This is a genomic window from Methanobacterium formicicum (genome assembly GCF_029848115.1).
Taxonomy (GTDB): domain Archaea; phylum Methanobacteriota; class Methanobacteria; order Methanobacteriales; family Methanobacteriaceae; genus Methanobacterium; species Methanobacterium formicicum.
Window position 1 is genome coordinate 1 of the sequence record NZ_JARVXG010000034.1, and the last position, 16,285, is coordinate 16,285.

Here is a 16,285-nt window from a genome sequence, read left to right on the forward strand (position 1 = left end):
GTAGTTCTAGGAATTGTGGCATGGTGATGGTGGCAGCGCCAATTCTTACTCTGTCTGGTAAGCTTTGTTGACTTTCAACATAAGTTCGTACATTGGATGCTGCAACTTTAATTTGATCTATGGAAAAATAAGTGGTTGGTAATGTTGGTTCTCCTGCTGCGTAGTTGCCAGTGTCGGGAACTGCATTTAGTTGTGTTGTGTTGTTTAAAATAGCGTTACTAACATAAGTGCTGTTATTAGAATAAGATAAATTGTGTTCTTCACTTGCAGCATGTACACAATTCACACTAAACAATGTTATCGCAAAAAATAGTGTTAATAACAATTTTCTGCTAATTTTACCCCCTCCAATTCCAAAATATTTAAATCAGACAATGATATTGGAATATAATGAAAGATTTATATTTCTTACAAATTTTAGGTGTGTTCTGATGAATTATGATGGTAATACACATCAATTATAATAATTTAATATTAAATATTTAATAATATATATATCTGTTGATTAAGAATTGTCAATTTAAACGTTTTCAGAGGTTTTTTTCTTTTTAGAACCTGTTCAAATTAAATTTATTATTTGAATATTTTTTCATCTTTTTTTAATTTTACAGTTGCTAAAAAATTTTTCAATTAGTTGGACCATTTTTTAATGTTTCAGGAGGATATCTTATTAAAAATGACATACTTACTTAAAATTATAACTAAAGCAATTATTAATCTGACTGGGAGGTTTTAGGAGGCTTTCTAAGCTAACATTTATTATTAATATTTCACCAGAACTAGCTTAAGATAAAAATAATATCGTGATTATAATAATAAGAATATGATATATGAATTATAGAATAGTAATTAAAAATAAGGATAAATTTACAAATAAAAGGCCCATATAATTAGTTTGAGGAAAATCAAAAGATCTAATTGAGAGGGCAGTTGTTGAATAGAATTATTATAATCTAAAATGTGAAATAATGAGTTTTCCACGAGTGGCCATCCTAATCCTAAACTGGAATGGATGGGAAGATACATTAGAGTGCCTTGAATCAGTATATCAAATTAACTATCCCGAATACAATGTAGTAATAGTTGATAATAATTCGGAGGACAATTCAATAAAAAAGATAGAAGATTACTGTGCTGGTAAAATAAAAGTCGACTCTAGTTTTTTCAATTATCAAAATAAAAATCCCATTAAGATTTTTGAATATTCCAGTACCGAACTTCAAAGTTCTAAACTCCCTGAGATGGATATTATAAATTCAGTTAAGCCTAACGAGAAGTTAATCCTTATAAAAAACCATGAAAATTATGGTTTTGCTAAGGGAAATAACATAGGGATAAGTTGTGCGCTTAAGAACTTGGATGCAGAGTATGTGTTACTGTTAAACAATGATACAGTGGTTGATAAAGATTTTTTAACTGAACTAGTGGATGTGGCAAAAAATAACGATAATGTTGGTTTTGTTGGGCCCAAAGTTTACATCTACAGTGATAAAAATACTTTACAGGTGGCTGGTGGGGCTCAGGTGGACCTAAAACATGGTGAAGTGGATGAAATTGCCTACCACCAGCGGGATGGAGGTCAGTTTGATCACTATCTAGAACCGGATTATATCGGTGGAACCTGTATACTATGTTCCCGGGAAGTAATAGAAGAGGTTGGAATGCTGGATCCCGGCTACTTTATGTACTGGGAAGATGCCGATTGGTGTTTTAGGGGCCGTAAACAGGGTTATAAATCAGTTTATGCCTTCAAATCTAAAATATGGCATAAATACGGGGCCTCCAGTGATACTCCCTTTAAAATGTATTACTTTACCCGGAACCGAATTTACTTCGTGAAAAAAAATAGTACCCGTGGGGAATTCTTCCTCTTTTCAATGTTTATCCTGGCTGTAACCCTATCTAAATCACTCCGCCAGTTGATACGTCATCATGATTTTAAAATGAGTTATGCTTATCTTAAGGGTTTTTTTGATGGAATAACCCTTTCTGTTAATTCAAAGGTTAAATTGTAAAATAATTAGTAATTATAATAAGATTTACTGGGGAATCATATGGAACCAAGACTAAAAATTGCAGTTTTTCACAATTTGCCCTCAGGAGGGGCTAAAAGAGCATTATATGATCATGTTAAACATTTAATCGATTCAGGCAACATTGTGGATGTTTTTATTCCTTCCACCGCTAACGAGGAGTATCTGCCACTTAACGAAATTGCCGCTAATGTTAAAGTTTATCCTGTACACAAGAATATTTCCAGTTACCTGTTATCTCTTATACGGTATCGTCTACCTGTGGGTGAGTTGAGTAATCTGGAGAATGCTCAGAAATTAATAGCCAACGAAATAAATGGAGGAGATTACGATGTTGTATTCTGTGAACAGGACCAATATTCCATGACTCCATTTATAATCCAATACATTGAAAAACCGGTTGTGTATTATTGTCAGCAGCCTTTAAGGCATGAAGAAGCTATCCTTAAAAAAATTGCTAAAAATAAATCGGGTATTAAGGACTACCTTAAAGGGTGGGTTTACCGTTACATTGATAATCGTTTTGTGGCTATTGATAAAAGATTAGCAGAATCTGCAAAGTACACTCTGGCCAATTCCTACTTTTCTCACGAGTCTATTTTAAAAACATATGGAATTAATTCTTATGTTTGTTATCTAGGGATAAATACAGAACTTTTCAAGCCAGTGGATGTTCTGGAAAAAGATATGGTATTATCAGTGGGAAGTTACATCTCCATGAAAGGTCATGATTTTATAATCCGGTCTTTAGCTTTCCTAGATCCTGAAATCCGACCTAAATTTGTTTTAGTAGCGAATAATGGTGATGATGAATGGAAACAGCATCTGGAAGAACTGGCAGAAAGTTTAGATGTTGAAATGGAAATTTTGACTTTAATTGACGATGATAGGTTGGTTGAACTTTATAACCAGGCCCGGTTGGTTCTGTATTCCTCCTACCTTGAACCCTTTGGACTGGTACCACTGGAATCTATGGCTTGTGGAACTCCAGTAGTCGCAGTTAAAGAGGGAGGGGTTAGAGAAACAGTCATCCATAATGAAACTGGACTCCTCACCGAAAGAGATGAGGAACTTTTTTCCAGTGCGGTAGAGGAGTTACTGCAGAATGAAAGTAAGAGATCCAGGTTTTCCAAAAATTCAGTGGAATTAGTTCGAAACCACTGGACACTTGCTGAGGCAGGAAAAAGATTGGATTGGCATTTGAACCGGGCTAAAAAATATTAAATAGGTAATTTAATTTCTAAATAATTTGGAGAATTTGAAAATGAATAACAATGACCCTCAGGTTTCCATTATAATTTTAAACTGGAATGGCTGGGAAGACACCCTGGAATGCCTGGAATCACTCTATGCCATCGATTATGAAAATTACAATGTAATTGTGGTGGACAACGGATCACAAGATGATTCATTGGAAAAGATCAGGGAATATTGCCAGGGTAACCTTAAAACTGAGTCACCATTCTTTAAGTATAACCTTCATAACAAACCAATTAATCTAATTGAATTGGATAAAGATGATGTTGGTAAAACCGAGATATCTGCCCGGGTTAGCACCAAATCCCCGAATCTTTACCTTCTAAAAAATGATAAGAACTACGGTTTTGCCGACGGAAATAATATAGGAATAGACTTTGCCCTAAATAATCTCCCCACTGATTATCTAATGCTTTTAAACAATGATACTGCTGTTGATACGGATTTGATAGGCCCTTTAGTTAAAACTGCTGAATCAGACCCTAAAATAGGTATGGTTGGCCCGAAAATTTATTCCTATGATCGCCCCAGTGAGATTCAAACCGTGGGATTCAGTATCAAATGGTCCCGGGGTGAAATTGTATCCATTGGTCATACAGAAAAAGATGAAGGTCAATATGATAAAGTAACCAATGTTGACTGTGTATCCGGCTGTTTAATGTTAATTAAAAAGGAAGTGATCCAGAAAATGGGAAAATTCCTGGATCATGAGTACTTTCTGTACTACGAAGATATGGATTCCTGTGTCCGCACTAGGAAATTAGGATATGAGATATATGTGGTGCCGGATTCAAGAATATGGCACAAAACTTCGTCCACATCCAAAAAAGCTGCCCAAACTGCAGGTTATTACACATCCAGAAATGTATTCATTTTCATGAAAAAGTACTCGCAAAAAAACCAGTATCGTTCATTTCTGGTTTACTTCTTTATTTATAAATTATGGTACTCTATAGGGCTCAACACAGTTTATTACAGAGATTTAAAAGCATTTATCCCCATATTAAGGGGTACCAGGGAAGGTTTAGCTTGGAAAAAGTAAAAAATCCATATTTTTCTTTTTTTCACTTTTTTACAAAGTTAATGGCCTTTTGAAAACCTTCAACCATATTTTTGTATGAAAAATTAGTTTCTACTATTTCTTTAGAAGACTTACCCATCTTTTCCCGCAATTCATCCTGGGACAGGATAAGTTTCATGGAATTATATAATGCAGTGGAATCCCTTTCCGGAACAATAAAACCGTTTTTCCCATCTTGGATCATATCAACTGCAGAACCCACGGCATCTGTGGCAATAACCGGGTTTCCATAGTACATGGCTTCATTAACCACAAAGGCCCAGGCATCAACCATTTCATGGGTTATGGAGGGGACAACGCACAGATCACTAGGACCATAGTAGTTTTTTAGGAGATCATTATCAACGTGGCCCAGGAAGTACACATCCCTATCAATGTGGAGATCTTTGGCCATTTTTTTTAATTCTTCTTCGTAATCTCCTTTACCAATAATAACCAGAACACTGTCACTAATATCCTTTTTTAAAGTAGAAAATGCCTTTAATAAGTATTCCACTCCCTTCTGTTTCACCAAACGTCCAACAAACAGTACAATTTTTTTGCCTTTAAAGGAAGGATATTCATTGTATAAATTACACTCATCTACTGGTTGGTCGGGGTAAGTTCTTCTTTCGGTGATTCCTTCTGGACTTTCAATGGAATGTCGTGAAATATTACTGGCATTGGGCATTAAAAATACCTTGGAGGGTGAAGCCCCTAAGTATATAACACATTCTTTTTGTTTTGTTCCGGGGAGGATAATGGCGTCAGATTTTCTAACAATTATCTGGGCAAAAAATTTAACCAATCTCCTTTTGGTGGTTTTGAGGTTCCAGTTCCAATCTTCAGTCCATAGTACGAATTTTTTTCTCCTCAACTTAGCAATGGCAAAATAAAGGGTGGTTTCGATTATTTCTGGTAGACTATCCCAGCTACCACCAACGATTATATCGTAATCTCCAGATGATTCTTTAATAACTCCAAAAGCAATTCCCAAATAATTTTTTAATATAGTATAATCCACATTTTTCATTCCTTCAATCTTATCATCTATTTCCACATCATATATCTCTTTAGACACATCTAAATGGGTGAAAACGAATTTAATAGGATAAATTTCGGATAATAAACTGAAAAATGGCCTACGGTACCACATGGCTGTGTTGTGGATAAAAACTATGCGGGATGATTCTGGATTCATTGTTATCAGTCCCATATCCGGGAATAGCCGTTATCGTAGATGATAAATTTCCCTATAAATAAGTTACGGAAATTGGTTATGTTTTCCTCTTCTTCCAGCTGAGTATACACAATACCCTTTTTAATATTCACATTCCATTCATAGATATAACCATGGGGTATGGTTTTATTGTCCAGGAACAACTGCTGGCTGATATTGTTAAACTGGATTCCACCTAACATCAACCTCTGGTGTCCAATACCATCGGTGTATATCTTCTGGTCTATTTTAGAATTGTTTAACCATTGGGCTCCCATTATTTCCTGATCGTATATAAAGTATTCACCACGGAGTTTCCCGTTGCTATCATAGTGGGGAGAATAGGGGGTTCCATAGAAATAGTACTGCAGGTATGTACTGCATGAAAAGAGGGATACCAGAAGCACAAATATCAATACATAGCTTAGGTTAACCTTCCTAAGTAATTTAGCAACTTCATCCAGGCCTATGATAAAGGCGGGGGCTAAAAATATCAAACTTTGCAGGAATATGCGGGGAGCACCGTATAACTTGGAAACCATGGGTACAATGATGAACATGATTAACAACAATATGAATAGGTATATTCCCAAAATAAAGCCAAAGTCCATTTTTTTCCGGTAATATTTGAATTTTAGGGTTATTCCCAGTAATCCCAGGAAAATAGCAAAAAATACCAGGTCGTTGGCAATTATACTCATGAGGTTGGGTAGGGATTTCACACCAATACCGAAGATAGCCAGCACCGATGCATCCCGGGAGTCAGCAGTTATTCCTGAGGCAGTACTGCTGCTGATCTGTTCCATGGATCCAGAACCTGCTGCCAACTGTATTCCGGCAAAAACCCCGTACCAGACCACCATAAATGCAAAAATCAATACTATAACATCAAAATTTTGGAAATTGATCTTCTTGTTTTTTAGATTTTTTAAATAAGGCACCAGACTCTTCAGGAAGGGTAACAGGATTATGGGTAGTAACAGGGTCAGTGCCACGTAGGCTGTGGAGTAATGGGAGATTATCATGGCCCATACTGAAATGATAAGCAATATTTTACGGGATTTATCGGATATTTCCTTATCAAACAGGATGAAAACAGCCAAAAAGAAGAACAAAAGTGCCACTAACTGGCGTGTACATCCCAGGGAAAGTATGAAGAAATTCTGGAACACTATAAGTAACGCCGCCAAAAACGCCTTATCCTTTTTGAAATATTTATTGAAGGTAAGATAAGCTACTAAAGGAACCAGTGAACCAATGAAGGCATAAATCGTCTTAAATATATATTCTCCGTTTATGTTACTTAAAACAGCGTATATTGTGGGGAGAATGGTGATGCTGGTACAGAGGTAGTAGGCGTTACTGGCGTTGGTTACCACATCCCAGAAGGCCTGGGAAAAGGTGATGTTAAACACGGCGTATTCATGGTGGACATCAATTCCAAAAATATGATTGGATGTTAATCCATTGAGTAAAAGCAGTGCCAGGCTTATCAACCAGATTGCCAGGGGATAAGTTGAATGGTGTGCTTTATTTTTAAAAATCAGAAGACAAGCCACGTAAATTGGAATTAAAAACAACATTACCAGTATGATAAAGTTGTACTCCATTTTATTCATTAAAAAGGTTCCAATGATGGCTAAGATGGGTAAAAGAATAGGGAATATAGCCAGGGTGATTGATTTATTTTCCAAGTTCATTTCCCAGTTAAACAACTGATCAAAGGTTAAATTCTTATTTTTCTTAAATGAAATCAGCATTAAGGCAAATATAATCAGATTTAATGAGATTAGAAGGGGAACTAATGTGAATGGCTTAATATTCACCAAGTATAAGAAGTTCAGGCCTAACCCGAAGAACATGAGGAAAGCTATGCTCAGGGCAAAGGTCAGCACTATCTTTTTAAGGATTTTTATTTTATGCAGGGGGAGTAGAGATAAAATTAAAAATCCAGGTACGGTAGTGAAAAAGACCACTCCCAAAACTTCTCGTAGGATTGGTATATTCAAAAATATACTCAGATCAGTGGCAATTAGTAAGCAGAACAAGGTAAAAATCAATTTATTCGCATCGTTACTGCCTATTTTCTTTATTATCTCTGTAATCATGGGACTCCTCTTATTTAGCAAGTTTTTGGTATTCTCTTTCTAGTTGTTTAATGTGCTTGTCCATGGTGTATCTTTGCACAGATTCGTATGTTCCTTGTTCTAATTTTTTCAGAGTTTCGGGTGAATCAATTAAATTTTCCAAGAGTTTCTGGAGTTCATTTACATTACCTGCTTCAAACAGGTAACCATTAAATCCATCTTCAATTAGTTCGGGAATTCCCCCAATTTTACTACCAATTACGGGGGTTCTGCAGCTGAAACTTTCATAAATAACCATTGGTGAGTTATCGTACCATATGGAGGGCACTACAGTTAAGTTGGCCTGTTGATACATTTTTATAAGTTCTTTTCCCTCAAGAAAGTCGTGGAATTTAATCCGATTATCATTTTCGGACATTGACTTTAATTTTTCGCTGCATAATCCTTTCCCTACAATATCCAGACGTATATTCCTATTTTCAATTTTCCTGAAGGCTTTTAAGAGTATGTGTACACCTTTATGTTCACCTAAATTGCCCACATAGAGTATATTCGTCTGGGAATAATCTTTTTCAAATTTTTCGTTGTCCTTTAACTCAATCCCCAAGGGGATTTTTTTAGATTTAACATCTTTAAAGAGACCATTTGATTTTAATTTATTTATGACGAATTGTGAAGGTGATATTAACAGATCTACTTTGTTCTTGGCTAGATGTTTTTGGATTTGATTGTAGATTTTACAAAGTGCCGATGGATTTTTGCAGATCTCTCCTGAACTATTTAATAAATTAGCCCTCATGCAAACCAGAGAATAATCATGGGTCGTGAAAACCAGGGGAATTTTCAAACTTTTAGCCGGTGCAAAGGAAGAAAGTGATAATCCTTTGAAGTTGTGAATATGAACAACATCTGGATTTTCTGTTTTCAATATGTTTTCAATAATTCTTTCATCGTAGGGGTTCCATAAATCTATTATATGCCATAATGGTTTGAGTAACATTGATTGGTTAGGATGATGGTAAATTTCGTAAAGATTTAAAGGTTTAACTTGGTAAATTTTCACGCCATTAATGATTTCCACATCATTTTCACTGAAAGGGGTGGTAATAACTATTACTTCGTGTCCTTTTTTTACTAGTTCCTCTGAAACTTTTTTAACACTTACTTCAGCACCACCCAATACATTGGGAGGATATAAATTTGATATTAAACAAATTTTCATTAAAGCACCCTTTCATAAAGATTTTCAGCCATTTCAGCAATTTTTAACCAAGTATATTTCTCTTGAACCAGTTTTCTTCCTCTTATTCCCATTTTTTCAGATAATTCATGGTTGGTTAACAGATCAACAATGGCCTGTGCTAATTTCTCCACATCCCTGGGAGGTATTATTATACCGGCATTAACCTCCTTCAAATCATCTGAAACCCCCACAATATCAGTACTTATCACTGGAGTTTCACAAGCGAGAGCTTCAAGGGCAACAATTCCAAAACCTTCCTGTTTTGATGAGATGGAAGGGAGTACAAAGGCACGGCATTTATTATAATACTCCACTATTTTTTCGTGGGGAATGAATCCATGGAATTCCACATTATTTTCTAACCCAAGATCCTTGGCCATTTTCTGGTAATAGTCCAGTAATTTTCCTTCTCCACCCACTACCAGTTTAACATCATTCACTTCTTCTTTGACAATTTTTAAAGATTTCAGTAGATAATCTAAACCTTTATACTGGTGGAATTCATCTAAAAGGCTCAGGAAAAATAGGGAATGGGCTTCTTTGGTCAAGTTCAGGGGTTTGAATTTCCTGACATCCACTCCATTGGGTATTACTTCAATTTTATCCTCATATCTCTTTAAATAAGGTGAGGACTGTAAATAATCTGGTTGAGTGATGATAATTTTTGAGGCATGGTTCAATAATAATTTCAGGGCAGTACTATTGTATAATTTAGCGATATGGTGAGCCGCCCCATTCCCAATGATATCATTGTGATAAGTAACTATCAATGGTTTATTTTTAAATTTTGATGCCATATAACTCCAGTCAGCACTCCAGGGAGTGGGGATGTGGGTGTGAATAACATCAAAATTTTCTTTACTTAGGGCATAGGGCAATCCCGGTGTTAAGTTGGTATTGGCTAGTTTCCCCAAGTAATTAATCCTCTTTACTTGGATACCCTCAATTGTTTCTTCCCTTGATGATGGGGGTTCATTGGCACATAAAACCCTTACTTGGTGTCCTTTTTTTACCAGTTCCTGGGAAAGATAGTAAACATAATTCTCCACCCCTCCAATGAAGGGATAAAACCTGATTGGAGTTTGCAGTATCTTCATAATTATCCTCAAATTTTTAATTTCAATTTTATTTAGTCTTTTGATTAAGTCTTTAGCATTTACTCATTAATGGATTTTTGATAATAAGCTTCAAGGTGGGATACAATTTCATTCCAGTCATATCTCCGGGCAGACTCAATACAGTTAGTCTTTAATTTATCCCTTTCTTTTAAGGCTTGATTTATTTTAAGTGCCATATCTTTTTCATGAGGTGGTGTTATAAATCCATTGACTCCTTCCTGTACCAGGTCAGCTGCAGCGTTCATGGAGCCTTCCACAACCACCACTGGAAGGCCACAGGCATTAGCCTCCACTACAACCATGCCAAAACCTTCCCTCTCCGATGGAAGCACGAAAACATTGGAAGCCTTCATGAAACCAAATAGATCCGAAACATTTTCCAGGAATCCCATAAATTTTACGTTGTTTAAAAGATCCAGTTCCTGAACCAATCCTTTAAGTTTCTCCATTTCGGGTCCATCACCAATTATCAGGCATTTTACATGGGGATTGTTTTTTTTAACCGTGGAAAGGCTGCGGATCAGTAAATCGACACGTTTTTCCTTTATAAGTCGGCCGGCGAAGATCAAATCCCATTCCTCATTTTTAGGGGAGATCTGTTCTATTTCCTTGAAATTGATGCCTGGAGGGATTACCGTTGATTGGTCAGTTCTTCTAATATTTTTAAGGTCCTTTTCAGTTTTAGGGGATATGCAGATTATATGATCACTGAGATGGTAGATTATTTTTTCCAGAACTTTACCAAAAAATCCCATGAATCCCAGGTAGGTATACCAGTAATCCCCCCAGACCTCCAGGGCAGTGATGATTAAGAACGATTTGCCCGTCAGGGAATGAAACTTGGCCGGGAAGCAGGAGAAGAAAGGAAACCCCTGACAGTCCACCACCTCGAACTTTTCTTTCCAGAGTAGGGGTGTTAATTTAAATGCAAATAATATGGCTTCACTAATGGATCGGCGGTTGTCGGTGTAAAGTTCTCGGGGTTCACCCACTCCGTGCAGGTGAATGCCATCCAAGGTAATATCCTTCTTTCCTTCTTCAGCCCACCACCATCCCCAAGAGTAACAATGTACTTCATGGCCTCTTTGAGCCATTCTAAGTGCTAAGTCATATACCCTTTTCTCAGCACCACCTTTAACCCAGGGATAGGCTGCATCGTAGACATAGGCAATTTTCATTTTTGAATGTACTCCAGAAATAATTGTTATTTATCTTTACAGCTAGCTTATTCTATTTTAACAACCAGATAGTAAGTAAATTTTGCTGATCTCGAGAAATAGGGGTGGTAGTTAATCCCCTTTATTTAACAACAGTAAACTTAAGAACATTCCGGAAAAAATGGTCTGGATACCTAACAGTGAGAGGATCATGGCCACCACTGTGGTTTGCACCTGGTATAGTGCACCAAAACCTCCGGTGCTCCAGTTGGAAATAACGTAAAGTCCAAGTATTATCCCTCCAGCCAGAAAGATGACACCTAAAAGCAGTTCCTTCTCTAATGAATGGTAACTCATCAATTTTTTCTTAATTCCAGAGCTACTGGAATAGCCGTAGGTTGCACCAAATGCTCCAAAGTAGAACCATGAAAGGAGCAACTGATATCCGGTTAATACTAGAATACCGCCCAGGATAAGGGAGTGCATTCTGGATATTCCTTGAATCCATACCAGCAAGGTTAGGGCGGCTCCAAAAATGAGAGCTATAACTCCGGGTATTAATAGGAATGGTCCCGGCCGGTAGAGCATCATAAAACGTAGATGTCTCCATCCATCTGAAAATGAACTGAGTTTTGATTCACCTTCGCGAGGGTAGTAGGTAATGGGGATTTCAGCAATTCTTAATTTTTGGCGGGACGCTTCGATCACCATTTCCGAAGCAAATTCCATCCCATTGGTTTTTAAATTTAGTTTACCCCATGCTTCTTTGGTCATGGCCCTCATACCACAGTGAGCATCGGAAATTCCCGTGTGGAAAAGCACATTTAAAACCCAGGTGAGAAAGGGGTTGCCTATGTATTTATGAAGGGCAGGCATTGCTCCGGGACGTATATCTCCCTTTAACCGGGAACCCATTACAAACTCGGCATCACCCTTTAAAATTGGTTGGATAAATTCAACCATTTCATCGAAGGGATAGGTTCCATCTGCATCTCCCATTACCATTATATCACCAGTGGCTTCCTTAAAACCGCGTAGGTAAGCATTACCATAACCACGGTTGGTTTCTAAAACAACCCTGGCTCCAGCTTCCGAAGCTTCTTTAGATGTGTTGTCAGTAGATGCATTATCCACAACTACTATTTCTGTTTCAAGTCCAATATCATTGAGTTTTTTGATGGGCACTGAACGAACAGTTTTTCCCACAATTCCTTCTTCATTCAGAGCGGGGATAACGACAGAAACTTTCATAGAATCACTTTACAAATATTAAAAAGATTATTTAACTTAGTTTTTTATGTTATATAATTTATACTCATCACATATTATATTTAAGTAATTTTCAATATATTTAATGATTTTGAGGTTCTCTACTACCAGTAATTAAATCACCATGATTAATAATCTATGGTACACACAATGAAATCATCATTTTCATAAACCTTAGTAGCGTAGTCTGGTTTTATTTCCGGGAAATTCTGGGTGATATTTTTACTGAAGTAGTATAATGAGAAGAACTCGGAATTAATGCTGCGCATATAAATGGGATTATCCTTATCTTCTGCTGGTAACACCAGATTCTTATCGTAAACCAAATACCCCACATTTATTTCTTTTAACCTTAACAACGGAGTATCAGTATGATTCTTAAGGGCATAATGTGCAAAACCATAACTCAGGGGCATACCAGCCTCAGTAGCCAGGAACATTCCGGTGAACTGGTTGGAAATAACCAAGGAACGGCTTTGGTTACCATTCTCCCGGAACCAGTTGGCCAGATCCACTTCTGAATCAGAAGGAGGAGCTATCTGCACCTTCCCAAATTCATTTTTAGCACTGTAAACGGCAATATCTGGATCAGTTACAGTTAGCACGGCACTTAACATGGAAATTGCCAGAATAACTACTAAAAATCCAGCCCGGATATTGGGGGATGAAAATCGGGGATATTTCCCGCTTTCCTGGTACTCTTTGATTTTACAGCAGCTAATTTTAATCCCGTACCCTCCCAATATGGAAAGGGGTATCAAAAGGTATATGAGAACCCGGTAGGTGATAACATTAACTCCTAACAAGTAGGCGTTACTCAGGATGATCATGACCATGATCCAAACCAGGATCAGGTTATCCTTTCTGCGGTGGTTTTTAAGGGCAAACACAGCGCCTATTACTGAAAATATTAGTACCAAGACTCCTATGTTTCCCAGGTAACTGTAAATCCCCAGAGAACGGCTATAATCTAATGAAGTACTCATACCAGTAAGTGCACTTATTCCCTGTTGCATTATGGTTTGTAGAAGTTCGGGAGCGAAGATCTGGAGGGCAACAACTCCGGCAATAACTATACCCATAAGCAACAGGAAGAAGGACACAAAGTTCCCCAGAACCTTAAAATCACGGTAAACCACCAACTCCATAAGGGTAATGGTGATAATGGTCAGACCCAGACATAAAGTAGCTGCCTGATGAGTGCCAATCACTAAAATAAATAATAACCCACCTAAAATGGCCATTTTAAGTTTTTTATCCTGTATGGATCGGTAATAAAGGTAAACAGCCAGGGGAATGAAGATAAGGGCCAGGTTTTCTGGCAGGGCCAGAATCATCCTCTCCACCAGCATGCTGGATAGCATTAGAAATCCAGCACCAATTCCGGCTATTTCCCCGTATAATTTGTAGGCTACATAGGAAACAGATAGAACAATGGCCATGGCCAGCAAAGGCTGCAGTAAACGGGCAACCTGGAAAAAGTCAATTCCCAGTCCGGTGCCCATGGCGGCAATTAAAAAATGGAATAATGGAGGATAACCTATCTTTTGACCCACTGGAGCATTTAAGAGTGGATTTATGAGTGTGAAACCATAATGGGCGTAAACCTGTGCATACTGCACATGGTATATTATATCCCATCCCAGTGGCCACTGGTACTTCAGGGTGGGGATTAAGGCAATAATTAAGGCCGCAATAGCAGGTATTAAAATTAAATACTTTCTACTGTTAATTGAAGTGTGATCCATATAATTTCACCGTAAAAATATCATTGTAATAAATACCGCAAATTGAAATCATCAACCTTTAAATGGGGGTTGGTGCTAAATGGAATCCGATATTGGCATCTGCCTATTGTTTTTTTTATCTACATATCTTAAATCATTACCTTTATTTAAAAGTTAAAGATGTCCCCGGTAAAACAGGATGTAGGCCAGTATCATCAGGATTATCGCTCCCACTAGGGCAAGGGAGACCATACTTTTATCATTACCAAATACAATTGGTATGGGACCTATTAAAATTACCCCGCCCGTGCTGACCTTACTATTATCGTTGCTATCAGTTTTTCCTGATGATAGGAAAGTACTGCCTATGAATATTAGAAGCATACCCACAACTACGGCTACTATGCCTATTAAAATGATTGTTTGTCCTTTGATCATCTTTTCACTTTTATTTTAGGGATAATAGAAATTTGGTTGAATATAGTTGCCTTTTATCCTTAAAGTTGTTTTAAATATATATGTTTAGTCCCTATTTTAATTAGTCATATTAGCTCTCATAAATTCTAAGGGAATAAATCAATTTTTTATTAAAAATTAGACTATATTTTGGAGCGATACTCCTTTTTTCCCTTTATTTTACGTTTTTCAACAAGTTCAAGGGACAGCATCAATTCTATACATTTTTGCAATTCTTCTAATTCAGCAAAAATAACAACATCTGTTTCAGATTCAAGCATATTCTCCTGACAGGATTCAGATGATTTTAAGATATTTTCCAGGCTCATCCATCCACCATTCTTACAAAGGACATTGTGAACATCCATTAGGTGGTGAAGGTTCCTTTTTAATGGTCCTTTTACTTCAATTTCCTGAATTTCTCCCTTTATCTCCCGGGCCAGTCCCTGTACACTGGATACTTCATTGGGAGGAACCACTAAAATAACCTGAATTTCTTCGGATAAAAAGTAGTTTCCCCGGCTGATATGAAGGTGGTTTTCCTGGAATAACAATCCTCCCACATCATCCACGTGCTCAGCTAGGAGATCGAACTTGTGCACTCCACCACTAAAATGTAATATTCTGTACATTTTTAACCCTGTATATTAGATCGTTCGGGTCAGTATAAAATTTCTTGGTTGTTTATTCAATAAAATATGGGCATTGAATTTTCACATGGAGAATAGGAATTATACTTAAAGGCCAGATAGAAGTAAATCAGTAAATTTTAAGAGGTTTTTTTTTGATGGATTAAAGAACAGAAGTTATGCAAATGATAATAAGTGTAAAAACATGGGGAGTGGTTTAAGATGATGAATCATTTTTAAAAAGAAATAAAAAAATAAAAAAGTTGGTAATAAAGGAATAGGAAAGTATTCTATTAAAACACATTCCCTGTACCTTTAATATTCTTTCGTCCATTGTATTATTGGTTTTTTTCACCGATATTAGTTCCACTAATTATACATGAACTGTACAAACACTTATCCCAATATTCTATTCAACTAGATTCCTATTGTTTTGAGTTATAATGCAAATGATGTTAATATCAAACGTTATCACCATTTAGAATGGTAAACTGGTATAGTAACCATGTAAGGTATAAGTTCCAGTATTCCAATTGTTGATAACTCCCAGTTGGTTCCTGGAGCTAGTTGCATCAGCAACTATCCATTGACCATTAACATAAACATTTGCCCAAACATGCCCATAACTACCACTGCTAAATTGGCAGTATCCGTGTACGTATCTAGCAGGTATTCCCACTGATCTTAGCAGAGCAATTAACAAATGGGTTGTGTCCACACAGTTACCTCCTCCAGCGGTTAGAGTACCTACTGCGCCTTTTTGAGTGTTATAGTAAAATTGATAGTCAATATTATCTCTAACCCAATTGAATATGCGTTGGGCGGCTTCGTAGGGTGTACTAGCTCCTGATGTAATACTACTAGCCAAGGCAATGATACGTGAATCAGTGGATTGACAATTGCTGGTAGGAACAATATATTGCTCGAAACCAGCCGGTAATTTATAAATAACCAAGAACCATGGTTTCATTGCTGCGAAGTCGGCTTTGTTTCCGCTGGTGTTGTAGTAGTCGAGGATCATGCTGTACAT

14 protein-coding genes are annotated in these 16,285 nt (G+C 36.9%); 3 read left to right on the forward strand and 11 right to left on the reverse strand.

The window, feature by feature from the left end; translation table 11 throughout:
* The coding region (locus tag QC759_RS02920) for a hypothetical protein (RefSeq protein WP_424971105.1) at window positions 1-325 on the reverse strand (325 nt) is incomplete at its 3' end.
* Between the two features lie 643 nt (window positions 326-968).
* Between QC759_RS02920 and QC759_RS02925 the strand changes: the two genes are divergently transcribed.
* Genes QC759_RS02925 through QC759_RS02935 form a run of 3 tightly spaced genes read left to right on the forward strand, consistent with a single transcriptional unit; the run spans window position 969 to window position 4,332 of the window.
* The gene (locus QC759_RS02925) at window positions 969-2,015 is read left to right on the forward strand and encodes a glycosyltransferase family 2 protein (protein WP_048073367.1); all 1,047 of its coding nucleotides are present in this window, start codon (window positions 969-971) and stop codon (window positions 2,013-2,015) included.
* 39 nt (window positions 2,016-2,054) lie between these two features.
* Window positions 2,055-3,257, forward strand: a complete 1,203-nt coding sequence (locus QC759_RS02930) for a glycosyltransferase family 4 protein (RefSeq protein WP_048073366.1) — start codon at window positions 2,055-2,057, stop codon at window positions 3,255-3,257.
* A 40-nt stretch (window positions 3,258-3,297) separates the two neighbouring features.
* Window positions 3,298-4,332: a glycosyltransferase family 2 protein gene (locus QC759_RS02935; RefSeq protein ID WP_048073365.1), complete on the forward strand. Its 1,035-nt coding sequence runs from the start codon at window positions 3,298-3,300 to the stop codon at window positions 4,330-4,332.
* A gap of 22 nt (window positions 4,333-4,354) precedes the next feature.
* On the opposite strand, the gene QC759_RS02940 is transcribed toward QC759_RS02935, so the two are convergent.
* From QC759_RS02940 to QC759_RS02985, 10 genes are all read right to left on the reverse strand, one after another.
* Window positions 4,355-5,551 (reverse strand): glycosyltransferase family 4 protein, encoded by a 1,197-nt coding sequence (locus QC759_RS02940; RefSeq protein WP_279844981.1) that lies wholly within the window; start codon window positions 5,549-5,551, stop codon window positions 4,355-4,357.
* A gap of 5 nt (window positions 5,552-5,556) precedes the next feature.
* Window positions 5,557-7,677 (reverse strand): DUF2206 domain-containing protein, encoded by a 2,121-nt coding sequence (locus QC759_RS02945; RefSeq protein WP_048073363.1) that lies wholly within the window; start codon window positions 7,675-7,677, stop codon window positions 5,557-5,559.
* 10 nt (window positions 7,678-7,687) lie between these two features.
* Window positions 7,688-8,878 (reverse strand): glycosyltransferase family 4 protein, encoded by a 1,191-nt coding sequence (locus QC759_RS02950; protein ID WP_048073362.1) that lies wholly within the window; start codon window positions 8,876-8,878, stop codon window positions 7,688-7,690.
* Entirely contained in the window at window positions 8,878-9,996 is a 1,119-nt protein-coding gene (locus tag QC759_RS02955; protein ID WP_048073361.1) for a glycosyltransferase family 4 protein, read from the reverse strand. Before QC759_RS02955 ends, QC759_RS02950 begins: the two co-directional genes overlap by 1 nt.
* Before the next feature lie 59 nt (window positions 9,997-10,055).
* Window positions 10,056-11,195, reverse strand: a complete 1,140-nt coding sequence (locus QC759_RS02960; RefSeq protein ID WP_048073360.1) for a glycosyltransferase — start codon at window positions 11,193-11,195, stop codon at window positions 10,056-10,058.
* Window positions 11,196-11,306: 111 nt separating this feature from the next.
* Entirely contained in the window at window positions 11,307-12,425 is a 1,119-nt protein-coding gene (locus QC759_RS02965) for a glycosyltransferase family 2 protein (protein WP_048073359.1), read from the reverse strand.
* A 146-nt stretch (window positions 12,426-12,571) separates the two neighbouring features.
* On the reverse strand, window positions 12,572-14,191 hold the full coding sequence (locus tag QC759_RS02970) for a hypothetical protein (RefSeq protein ID WP_048073358.1): 1,620 nt from the start codon (window positions 14,189-14,191) through the stop codon (window positions 12,572-12,574).
* Window positions 14,192-14,344: 153 nt separating this feature from the next.
* The gene (locus tag QC759_RS02975; protein ID WP_048073357.1) at window positions 14,345-14,608 is read right to left on the reverse strand and encodes a TIGR00304 family membrane protein; all 264 of its coding nucleotides are present in this window, start codon (window positions 14,606-14,608) and stop codon (window positions 14,345-14,347) included.
* Window positions 14,609-14,769: 161 nt separating this feature from the next.
* Window positions 14,770-15,258 (reverse strand): methyl-coenzyme M reductase family protein, encoded by a 489-nt coding sequence (locus QC759_RS02980; RefSeq protein ID WP_048073356.1) that lies wholly within the window; start codon window positions 15,256-15,258, stop codon window positions 14,770-14,772.
* Between the two features lie 475 nt (window positions 15,259-15,733).
* Window positions 15,734-16,285: transglutaminase-like domain-containing protein (locus tag QC759_RS02985; RefSeq protein ID WP_279844986.1), on the reverse strand; the 552-nt coding region annotated here is incomplete at its 5' end.

Bases quoted from the DNA above. Each gene is read 5' to 3' on its own strand.
- QC759_RS02960 (WP_048073360.1), bottom strand. From the start codon at position 11,195: ATGAAAATTGCCTATGTCTACGATGCAGCCTATCCCTGGGTTAAAGGT.
- QC759_RS02930 (WP_048073366.1), top strand. From the start codon at position 2,055: ATGGAACCAAGACTAAAAATTGCAGTTTTTCACAATTTGCCCTCAGGA.
- QC759_RS02955 (WP_048073361.1), bottom strand. From the start codon at position 9,996: ATGAAGATACTGCAAACTCCAATCAGGTTTTATCCCTTCATTGGAGGG.
- QC759_RS02935 (WP_048073365.1), top strand. From the start codon at position 3,298: ATGAATAACAATGACCCTCAGGTTTCCATTATAATTTTAAACTGGAAT.
- QC759_RS02945 (WP_048073363.1), bottom strand. From the start codon at position 7,677: ATGATTACAGAGATAATAAAGAAAATAGGCAGTAACGATGCGAATAAA.
- QC759_RS02970 (WP_048073358.1), bottom strand. From the start codon at position 14,191: ATGGATCACACTTCAATTAACAGTAGAAAGTATTTAATTTTAATACCT.
- QC759_RS02925 (WP_048073367.1), top strand. From the start codon at position 969: ATGAGTTTTCCACGAGTGGCCATCCTAATCCTAAACTGGAATGGATGG.
- QC759_RS02940 (WP_279844981.1), bottom strand. From the start codon at position 5,551: ATGAATCCAGAATCATCCCGCATAGTTTTTATCCACAACACAGCCATG.
- QC759_RS02950 (WP_048073362.1), bottom strand. From the start codon at position 8,878: ATGAAAATTTGTTTAATATCAAATTTATATCCTCCCAATGTATTGGGT.
- QC759_RS02980 (WP_048073356.1), bottom strand. From the start codon at position 15,258: ATGTACAGAATATTACATTTTAGTGGTGGAGTGCACAAGTTCGATCTC.
- QC759_RS02975 (WP_048073357.1), bottom strand. From the start codon at position 14,608: ATGATCAAAGGACAAACAATCATTTTAATAGGCATAGTAGCCGTAGTT.
- QC759_RS02965 (WP_048073359.1), bottom strand. From the start codon at position 12,425: ATGAAAGTTTCTGTCGTTATCCCCGCTCTGAATGAAGAAGGAATTGTG.